Source organism: Magnetospirillum aberrantis SpK (assembly GCF_011022235.1).
Taxonomy (GTDB): domain Bacteria; phylum Pseudomonadota; class Alphaproteobacteria; order Rhodospirillales; family Magnetospirillaceae; genus Magnetospirillum; species Magnetospirillum aberrantis.
Map to the genome: position 1 here is coordinate 138,306 of NZ_JAAIYP010000026.1, position 9,163 is coordinate 147,468.

Below are 9,163 nucleotides of genomic sequence, written 5' to 3' on the forward strand. Positions count from 1 at the left end.
AGGGACAACGGACAAAGCCCCCGCCCGTCGGCGGGGGCTTTTGCTTGGTTATTCCAGGCGGTCCAGACGTACCCGATGACGGCCGTCGGTCAGCCGCCGCGCCCCGCCAAGGACGGCGACGACCGCCCCCAGGCCGGAACCGCCGGCGATCAGGAACATCACCAAAATCTGGTATTTCACCGCCTCGACCGGTTCGACACCGCCCAGAATCTGGCCGGTCATCATGCCCGGCAAGCTGACCAGCCCGGTGGCGGCCATGGAATTGACCACCGGCGTCATGGCGGTGGACAGGGCCTGGCGCACCAGCGGCGCCATGGCCTGACGGCGGTCGTCGCCCAGCGCCAGCCGCGCTTCGATGGCCGAACGGCGCAGCCGCACCGCCCCCGACAGGGTGTTCAGTCCCAGCGCGATGCCGGTCATGGTGTTGCCCAGAACCATGCCCAGCAACGGGATGGCGTAACGCGGATCGTACCAGGGATCGGGACGCAATTGGGTGGTCAGGCCGAACACGGTGACCACGCCGGCGGCCAGGAACATGCAGCCGGTTCCCAGGCCATAGCCCCACCATCCGGTGAGACGGCGATCCTGGCGGGCCATGATCTCGCGCCCGGCGAACAACACCATGGCAAAGGCGATGGCCATGGTCAGCCACGGCGACACCGTGGCGAACAGCCATGTCAGCACCATGCCGACCAACAGCAGTTGCACCACCATGCGAATGGCCGCCACCAGCATCTTGCGGGCGATGCCCAGACCCAACGCCACCGACAAGGCGCCGTTCATCAGCACCAGCACGCCGGCGATCAGGATGTCGAACAGGTCGAGGCGGATATAGCTCATGCCCTCTCCTCGCGCACCGAGCCGCGCTCGACGATCAGGGCGCGGGTGGCGACGCGCGGCGCCTGGGTCGGGTCGTGGCTGACCCACAACACCGCCATACCGGTTTCGGCCCGCCATTCGGCCAGGATCGCCTCGGCCTGATGGGTGGAATCGGGGTCCAGCGCCGAAGTGGGTTCGTCCAGCAACAAGACGCGCGGCCGTCGCTCCAACGCCCGCAGCAGCGCCAGACGCTGACGCTCGCCGGTGGACAGCCGGGCCACCGGGTCGTCGCCGATGCCGTCACGCAGGTTCAACCGCCGCGCCAACGGCGCCAGGGAATCCCAATCCAGGAAATGCTCGCGCGCCGTTTCCGCCCACCATCCCGGCTCGGCCGGGACATAGCCGACCAGGGACCGCCAACGTGGCGCCGGCATGGCGTCGCGTTCCGCGCCGTCCAGGACGACACGCCCCTCGGACGGGTCAAGGTCGGCCAAGGCCCGAAGCAGCAGCGACTTGCCCGCCCCCGAGGGTCCGCGCACCACCACGCATTCCCCGTCTTCCAGGGTGAAAGACGCGGGGAACAGGTTGGGACGGCTCAGGGCTTCGACGACCAGCATGCTCAGACGCTAGCGCAAGCGTCCTTTCGTGTCATCCGCCGAACCACGAAAATGAAGGCGATGGCGGTGACGTTCATCACCAGGGCATAGACGATGGACGGCACCATCATCGCCTGCGACCCCAGCAAGGTGGCGGCGACGAAGATGCCGAGCGCGCCGTTCTGAAGCCCGGTTTCCAGGACCACCGCGATGGTCTCGCGCCGATGCAATCCCCCCAGCCGGCCCAGGACCACCGCCACCGCCATGCAGCCGGCGTTGAGCAGAAGGGCCGGCGGCAACACCTCGGCGGCGTTTTCCCACATCACCCGCCACTGGCTGGCGAAAGCGCCGACCACGATCAGGGCGAACACCAGCGTCGCCACCGGACGGGCCACCCGCTCGACGCGGGCCGCCAGCGTCGGACGCCAGCGGTTGAGCGACATGCCCAACAACAAGGGCAAGGTCGCCACCATGAAGACGCCCCCCGACACCCGGCCGATGGGCAAGGCCACCGTCTCGTTCTGACCGGCGAAGACGCTGAGGGCCAGATTGACCACGAACGGCACCGTCAACGTGTCCACCACCGAGGTAACAGCGGTCAACGACACCGCCAACGCCGTGGCGCCGCCGGCCAGATGGGTCAAAAGGTTGGCGGTGATGCCCCCCGGACACGCCGCCAGGATGATCAGACCGACGGCGAATTCCGGTCGTGGCCCGAACAGGGAGACCAGGGAAAAAGCCAACAGCGGCAAGACAACCATCTTGCACAGCAATCCCACCGCCATGGCGCGCGGCCGTTCCAGCACCCGGCGGAAATCGCCCAGGGTCAACGTCAGCCCCATGGCGAACATGATGACCGCCAAGCCGATGGGAATGGCGACTTCGGTGATCACAGCAATCCCTCGGCGGCCACCAGCGCCGCCAACACCAACTGATAGCGGGCCGTGCCGGCCAGGATCTGGTTGAAGGCGGGACCGCGCGGCGTGCCGGCGAACGCCACCACCAGCTTGATCGCCAATGGCGCCGCCAACAGGGTCAGCCAACCGCCGGGCGGCGCGGCCGGGGACATCAGCACGGCCAACGGTCCCAGCATCATGCCGGCATAGGCCAGTTTGGAGCCGTCAGGCCCCAGGCGGATGGCCAGCGTCCGACGGCCGACCAGTCGATCCGCCTCGAGGTCGCGGTAATTGTTGGCCATCAGAACGGCGCAGGCCGGCAGACCGATGGCCACCCCCAGCACCAGCGCCGCCGGATCAAGTCTGGCGGTCTGAAGCCATACCGTCCCGGCCACCGCGCCGACACCGAAAAAAGCCATCACGAACACCTCGCCCAAGGCGGTATAGGCGATGGGCCGCGGCCCACCGGAATAGGCCCAGCCGGCAACCAGCGACGCCAACCCCAGGGCGACGATGGGCCAGCCACCGACCCAGGCGAGATACAGCCCGAACAAGGCGGCGACGGCGAAACTGCACAGGGCGGCGACGCGGACCCGGTCGGGCGTCACCCAGCCCAAGGCGGTGACGCGCGGCGGTCCCTGCCGCATGGGCTGGTCGCCGCCGCGTTCGGCGTCGCCGACGTCGTTCCACAAATTGGTTCCGGCCTGGATCGCCAGCGCCCCCAACAGCGCCGCGACCAAAGGCAACAGCGACAGGTGGTGGCTTTGGCTCCAGACCAGCCCCGCCCCCGCCACCACCGGCGCCACCGCGATGGTCAGGGTGCGCGGGCGGATGGCCATCAGCCACAACCTGAGGCCGGTCGGCGGTTCCGCCGCATGGCTGGCGGGTTGGCCGCTGGTCGGGACCTGACGGCTGGTACCGGGATCGACCCTCATGGTTTCGTCCCATGATGCAGACAGGCGATGCCGAAACTGAGATTGCGCCATCCCACGTCGATCAGGCCGGAATCCGCGAAGACCGTGGCCAGCGTCCGCTGATCGGGAAAGCGGCGGATGGATTCCACCAGATATTCATAAGCGGCCGGTTCCTGCGCCACCGCCGCGCCCAGGCGCGGAATGACCCAGAACGACCATGCATCGTAGAATGGCCGGATCAGGGCCAGGGGGCGTGAGAATTCCAGACACAGGAACCGCCCGCCGGGCCGCAGGACCCGCGACACCTCGGTCAGGGCCGCCGGCAGCGAGGTCACGTTGCGCAAACCGAAAGCGATGGTCACCAGATCGACCGAAGCGTCGGGAAAGGGCATGGCCTCGGCCGTGCCCTCGACGAAATCGACACCGGATGGGCAGCGTTCGCGCCCCACCGCCATCATCGCCGGCGACGGATCGCACACCACCACCTTGCGCCCCGGCCCGGCCAACAGACGGGCGATGTCGCCGGTGCCGCCGGCAAGATCGACCACCACCTGTCCCGCCTTGGGCGCCGCCATACGGGCCATGGCCCGTTTCCACAGACGATGGATGCCCATGGACATGATGTCGTTCATCAGGTCATAGCGGCCGGCCACCGCCTGGAACACCGCGCGAATGCGACGTTCGCGTTCGTCCGGTGTCACATGGGCATAACCAAACGTACCGGACAGTTCCTCACTCACGGCAGATCCCCGCGCCTGAACAGACGATAGCCCAAGGCCGCGGACAAGGTACCAACAGTCAGCGGCCACGCCAACGCCAGCGCCAGATATCCCTCGCGGCCAAGGGTGTCGAGGATGACATAGGCCGCCGGCCCCAGCACCACCATTTGCGGATCGAACAGCAAGATGGCGGCGGTGCGGAAACTTTGCAACGGGTTGGCCACCGCGATGGCGACCACCACTTCCAGCGGCATCTGTTCACGCACCATGACCCCCAACAAGACCAGGTCAAGGAACATCAACAGCAGCAGCCACAACAGGAAAGCGCCGGTCTGGGCCACGTCGGGCGAACGGGCCAGGGTGGAAATCAACATGCCGAAGCCCAGGAACGACCACGCCAGCGACACCAAAAGCGCGGTGTAGACGGCGAACAGATCCCACGGCACCCCGATCTCGCGGTATTCGGAATAGGCCGCCGCCCCGGCCATGGCCAGGAACACCGGCAGGAATACCACGGTGAAACGGCCGATCATCTTGCCCCAATACCAGGCGGCCAACCCGACCGGCAGCGACAGCATGTATTCGAAGATGCCGGCGTCGCGGTCACCGGCCAACGAACGTACGGTGGTGATCAGCACGAAGATCGGCAAGATGGCGACGCACAACTGGATATAGGTCACCAACAGGCGCGACAGGCCGGTGAAGCCCAGGATGCGCGATTCGGTCAGCCCGAACACGAACAACAGCACCACGATGCCGCCGAAAACCATGCTGTAGAACATGAACCAGCGGGCACGCAGTGATTCGGTGATGTCAAGCCAAGCGGCGCGGAGAAAGGCGTTCATGTCAGCTGTGCCCCTCGGTCGGGGTTTCGCAACGGCTGTTGGCGCCCTGGGCGACCACCAGCTTCTTCATTTCGGCGAAATCCATGGCGCCGGTCCTCTGGTCGGGAACGGCACCGATGTTGTGGGCCATGGGCGACTTCTTGCCGCTGAGATACCAGGCGGTGCGGGCATCGATCCAGGTTCCCTTCTCGACGTCGCCGACCCAGAACTCCACTCCGGGGGCATCGGCCCAGGATTGCTTGGCCAGCCACAGCACGCCATCGCCGAAATCGTCGAACTTGTAGACCTTGCCACCGGCTTTCTCGCGGATCTGGCCGGCGAAACGGGGGTCGTCGACGATCATGCCGCAATATTCGCAATATTCCTTGCCCCAACGGATGGCCACCGGGCCGGTGCCCTTGTCGTTGCAGGCACCCAGGGCAACGGTGACGGCCAGTCCGGGAACCAAGCCCAGGACTTGGCGGCGGTTCAGATTTCCGGTGCACATGGCGCCACCTCCTTGCCTTCCACCATTTCCAGGCCGGCGATCAGACCGGTGTAGCGCGACAGCATGCACATGAAGCGCAGGCGGTCGGGACCGTTGACCATGCCGCTCCACCGCGTACCGGCACCCTCGAATCCCCACTCGCCGATGGTCCGGGCAAAGGCTTCGTCGGCGCGGACCAGTTTCAGGTCACAAGACATGCGGCTGGTCATGTCGACGCTGTCGGCGACACGATCGTCCAGCACCACCCGGCCCATGTCCATCTCGACCACACGGTTGACCAGCGCCGCCACCTCGTCCAGGCGGTGGCTGGTGATCACCATGACGCTGTCGTCCTTGCGCTCGGCCAGTTGGTGGAAAAAGATGTGCCGAGCCTCGGGGTCCAGGTTGGCGGCCGGTTCGTCCATGATCAGGATGTCGCTGGGCCGCCCAAGCGCGATGCCGATCAGCGTCTTTTGTTTCATGCCGCCCGACAGCTTGACGAAGGGCAACCGGCGGATACGTCCGAAATCCAGTCCCAGTTCCTCGATCACCCGCACCATCTCTTTGGGGTCCGAATGGCACACGCTGGCGGCGAACGACACCAGTTCGCCCACCGGCATCTTGAGCGGCGGCGGGATCTGCGGCACGAAGCCGACGCGGGCAAGAACCACCGAGCGGTTGGCGCGCGGATCAAGCCCGCCCACCGAAACGGTGCCGTCATAGGTGTACTCACCCAACAGGCACCGAATCAGCGTGGTCTTGCCGGCGCCGTTCGACCCTACCAGGGCGATCCGCTCGCCCTTGAGGATTTCCAGGGAAATGCCGTCGAGCACGCGGTTGCGGCGAAACGTCTTGGAGACGTTCTCGAACACGATCCGGGGCTCGAAGGCCGGAGGAGGCGTGAAGGTCATCATGGAGGCGCGATCTCCTTCACCTACAGCAATTTGTCGAGGCCCTTGACCTCGTATTTCAGGGCGCCCGTCGGGCAGATGTCGATGCACAGGCCGCAACGGGTGCAATCGGCGCCAATCCCCACATGGACATCGGTGGCGAAGCCTTTCTTGGTGCAGTCCAGCACATGCGGCACCAGACAGACCTTGCGGCAGGCGCCTTCATGATGGCAGTCCAACGGACGATAGACCACCCTGAGCGGACTCACGGCGCCGACCACGGCATAGGTGATGCCGATCGGACACATGTAGCGACACCACATGCGCCGCGAATAGAACACCTCGAACGCCAACAGAACGGCGACGATGGCCAAGGCGGCGGTGGGACCGTAGATCAGGGCGCGGCTGACGATGCCGGTGGGCGAGATGGTCTCGTACACCGTGTAGCCCGAGGCCAGCGCCAGCAGCGCGAACACCACATACAACACGGTGCGCAAGCGGCGGTCCAGCGCGTGGTCCTTGACGATCCCCTTGGACACCAGCAGAAGGTGCAGTTTTTCCGCCCATTCGGCCAACAGGTGATAGGGACACACCCAGGAACAGAAGCTGCGTCCACCCAGCAGCCACCACATGGCCAGCACCGTCGAGGTGCCGATCACCAGGTTGATGAGGACGGTCTTGAACGCCAGCATCACCTGAAGTGCCGAATTAAGGTCGGCGAAGTGGAAGCCGATCACCCGCGACGCGGTCAGCGCGCCCTCGATCAACTGCACGTCGAACTGATAGGACAGAACGAACAAGAGGTTGACGGCGATCAGCGTCGCCCAGCGACGATTGCGCCACTTATGGACCTTGGCGCTTTCGTGGATGGCGTGCTGGACGGCGGCGTTGTCCTCGCGCGTGCGTTTGTTGGCACGCTTGGATTCATGCAAGGCGCAGGCCGCCTCGGAATATTCGCAGGTCTTGGGCTTGACCGGCTCGCGACCCAGCATGATGGCGAGCGACTTCAACAGGCTCATGCCGCCCTCCATTGCTTGCGGGCGTCGATCACGATGGCCGCGGGTTCGGTGGGACAGATCATCTCGCACATGCCACAGCCGACACAGGCCTGGTTGACCTGAGGCGTGCGACGTTTGTCGGCGGGATCGTCGCTCATGGGAACCAGTTGGATGGCACCCTCGATCGGACATTCGCGGACACAAAGGTCGCACAGTTCCAGGTCATAGGGATGATCGGCGATGGGAATGGGGTTCCAGCGGTCGATCTCGGCGTAGCGGTGGATGCCCTTGGCTCGCGCCACGCCCTTGAACCCGGCTCCTTGGCGGGCAAGGCAGATTTCCGGCTTGTCCAGCCGGGCCACGCCCATGCGCACCTCTTCCTTCTTGGAAAGCGTGTGGGTCAGCGCCCCGGTGGGACACGCCAGGATGCATTGCACCGCATCGCAGGAGAAATCGCAGGCTTGGACACGGGCGTCGATATGCGGCACGCCGACGCCGAAACCTTCGCCGATATCGCCAAGCTTGATGGCTTCGACCGGACAGACCTGGACGCACTGGCCGCACTTAATGCACGACGCCAGGAATTCGTCCTCCTCGAGTGCGCCCGGCGGACGCAGGCGCAGGGCGTGGGCGCGCAGGACCGGCAACCAGCCGGCCATGGCGGCCGCAACCACACCCCCGCCCAGCAGCGCCGAGCGCAGGAAGCGCCGACGCGCCTCTTGCTCGCGCGGAGACGGGATCATGATGTCTTCTCCTTGGCACGGATATGCGGGCGCTCGTCCTCGAGCAACAACTCGGGTTCGCTGAACGGCGCCAGACGATCCAGGAAGTCAAGCACCTCCAAGGTGGCGGTGCCCTTGAAGAAACGGGTATTGGGCATGTCCATCCACACCCGGCCGGCATAGCCGAACACACGATGCGGGGTGTCGCCGATACCGTCGCCGTCGCGGTCGAATCCTTCGTAGGAATCCCAGGAATTCCCGTTCCATTCGTTGCTTCTGGCGGAACCGCCGCCATAAACCGCCACTTCGGTCAGGTTGTCGCCGAAGATGTTGTCCGTGAAGATGTTGCCGGGGCGGTCGTTGAGGAAGCCGACGGCGATATCGTTGAAACGGAAGCGGTTGTTGGAGATACGGTTGGTCGAATCCGGCTGATAGGGCGAGACGTCCAGGAACAGCCCCTGGGCACAATAGATGATGTCGTTGTTCTCGACGGTCAGGTCGCTGCTTTCCTTGGCGGCGATGCAGGTGCCGGTGGCCCCGGTCGAACTGGCGATGTAGTTGCCCTTCACCACCACGCCTTCGCTGTACATCATCGAGATGCCGACGGAATTGTCGAAGAAGCGGTTGGAATCGACGATGTTCGAACCCGCGTACATGAAGTGCAGCCCATAACGGCCGCCATGGGAAACATTGCGGGCGATGCGGTTGCGCTGGGAATACCACACGACCAGATCGCGGGAATTGACCAGATCGTTTTCCTCAATGGCGTTGTCGTTGCTGTACCACAATTTGAGGCCGTCGCCCCGCAAGCCGAGGGGCAACTCGGATTTCGAGGAGATCCGGTTGCGACGCACGATGTTGCCATCGGCCTTGGACAGGTTGACACCCTCCAGGGTCTCGTCGATGACGTTGTCCTTGATCACGTTGTTGTTGCCGCGGACATGCACCCCGGCATCCTCGGCGTTGTGGTCGGCCCCCGAATTGGTCAGATGCAGGTTGCGCACCACCGCGTTGTTGGTCTCGACCACCACCACGGTACCGGAGCCGCCGGCATCGATGGTGACCTGATCGCGGCCATCAAGGGTGATCGGCTTGTTCACCACCACATGCCCGAGATAGTGGCCGGGGGGCGGAACCACCTCCGCCCCGTCGGCCGCCGCGTCGACCATCGCCTGAATCTCGGCGGCGTCGCGCGGGGCTGGAGCCTGGGGGCCCCGGTTGGCGTACACCGCCGCCGGCACCAGGACACCCACCAACAGAACGGCCAGCCGCCGTTTCATGATCAATTCCCCTTGAGC

At 65.3% G+C, this 9,163-nt stretch carries 11 protein-coding genes; all 11 read right to left on the reverse strand.

What is annotated here, in order from left to right; genetic code table 11:
- Window positions 1-48 precede the first annotated feature (48 nt).
- Window positions 49-840: an ABC transporter permease gene (locus tag G4223_RS04375; protein WP_163675533.1), complete on the reverse strand. Its 792-nt coding sequence runs from the start codon at window positions 838-840 to the stop codon at window positions 49-51.
- On the reverse strand, window positions 837-1,436 hold the full coding sequence (locus G4223_RS04380; RefSeq protein WP_163675536.1) for an ABC transporter ATP-binding protein: 600 nt from the start codon (window positions 1,434-1,436) through the stop codon (window positions 837-839). Before G4223_RS04380 ends, G4223_RS04375 begins: the two co-directional genes overlap by 4 nt.
- Window positions 1,437-1,438: 2 nt before the next feature.
- On the reverse strand, window positions 1,439-2,308 hold the full coding sequence (locus tag G4223_RS04385; protein WP_163675538.1) for a bile acid:sodium symporter: 870 nt from the start codon (window positions 2,306-2,308) through the stop codon (window positions 1,439-1,441).
- Complete coding sequence (gene menA, locus G4223_RS04390; RefSeq protein ID WP_163675543.1) at window positions 2,305-3,246, reverse strand: 1,4-dihydroxy-2-naphthoate octaprenyltransferase; 942 nt, start codon at window positions 3,244-3,246, stop codon at window positions 2,305-2,307. The genes G4223_RS04385 and menA overlap by 4 nt, the downstream gene beginning before the upstream one ends.
- Window positions 3,243-3,965, reverse strand: a complete 723-nt coding sequence (locus tag G4223_RS04395) for a ubiquinone/menaquinone biosynthesis methyltransferase (protein WP_163675546.1) — start codon at window positions 3,963-3,965, stop codon at window positions 3,243-3,245. Before G4223_RS04395 ends, menA begins: the two co-directional genes overlap by 4 nt.
- A complete protein-coding gene (locus tag G4223_RS04400) occupies window positions 3,962-4,789 on the reverse strand; it encodes an ABC transporter permease (protein ID WP_163675549.1) in 828 nt (275 codons plus the stop codon). The genes G4223_RS04395 and G4223_RS04400 overlap by 4 nt, the downstream gene beginning before the upstream one ends.
- 1 nt (window position 4,790) lies before the next feature.
- Window positions 4,791-5,276, reverse strand: coding sequence for a nitrous oxide reductase accessory protein NosL (locus G4223_RS04405; protein ID WP_163675551.1), 486 nt, complete (start codon window positions 5,274-5,276; stop codon window positions 4,791-4,793).
- Window positions 5,258-6,169, reverse strand: a complete 912-nt coding sequence (locus G4223_RS04410) for an ABC transporter ATP-binding protein (RefSeq protein ID WP_241003941.1) — start codon at window positions 6,167-6,169, stop codon at window positions 5,258-5,260. The genes G4223_RS04405 and G4223_RS04410 overlap by 19 nt, the downstream gene beginning before the upstream one ends.
- Before the next feature lie 20 nt (window positions 6,170-6,189).
- Window positions 6,190-7,164 carry a NapH/MauN family ferredoxin-type protein gene (locus G4223_RS04415; RefSeq protein ID WP_163675553.1) on the reverse strand — a complete coding sequence of 325 codons (975 nt, stop codon included), beginning with the start codon at window positions 7,162-7,164 and terminating at the stop codon, window positions 6,190-6,192.
- Window positions 7,161-7,886, reverse strand: coding sequence for a 4Fe-4S dicluster domain-containing protein (locus G4223_RS04420; RefSeq protein WP_163675556.1), 726 nt, complete (start codon window positions 7,884-7,886; stop codon window positions 7,161-7,163). Before G4223_RS04420 ends, G4223_RS04415 begins: the two co-directional genes overlap by 4 nt.
- A partial coding sequence (nosD, locus tag G4223_RS04425; protein ID WP_205762372.1) for a nitrous oxide reductase family maturation protein NosD occupies window positions 7,883-9,163 on the reverse strand: 1,281 nt, incomplete at its 5' end. The genes nosD and G4223_RS04420, both read right to left, overlap by 4 nt.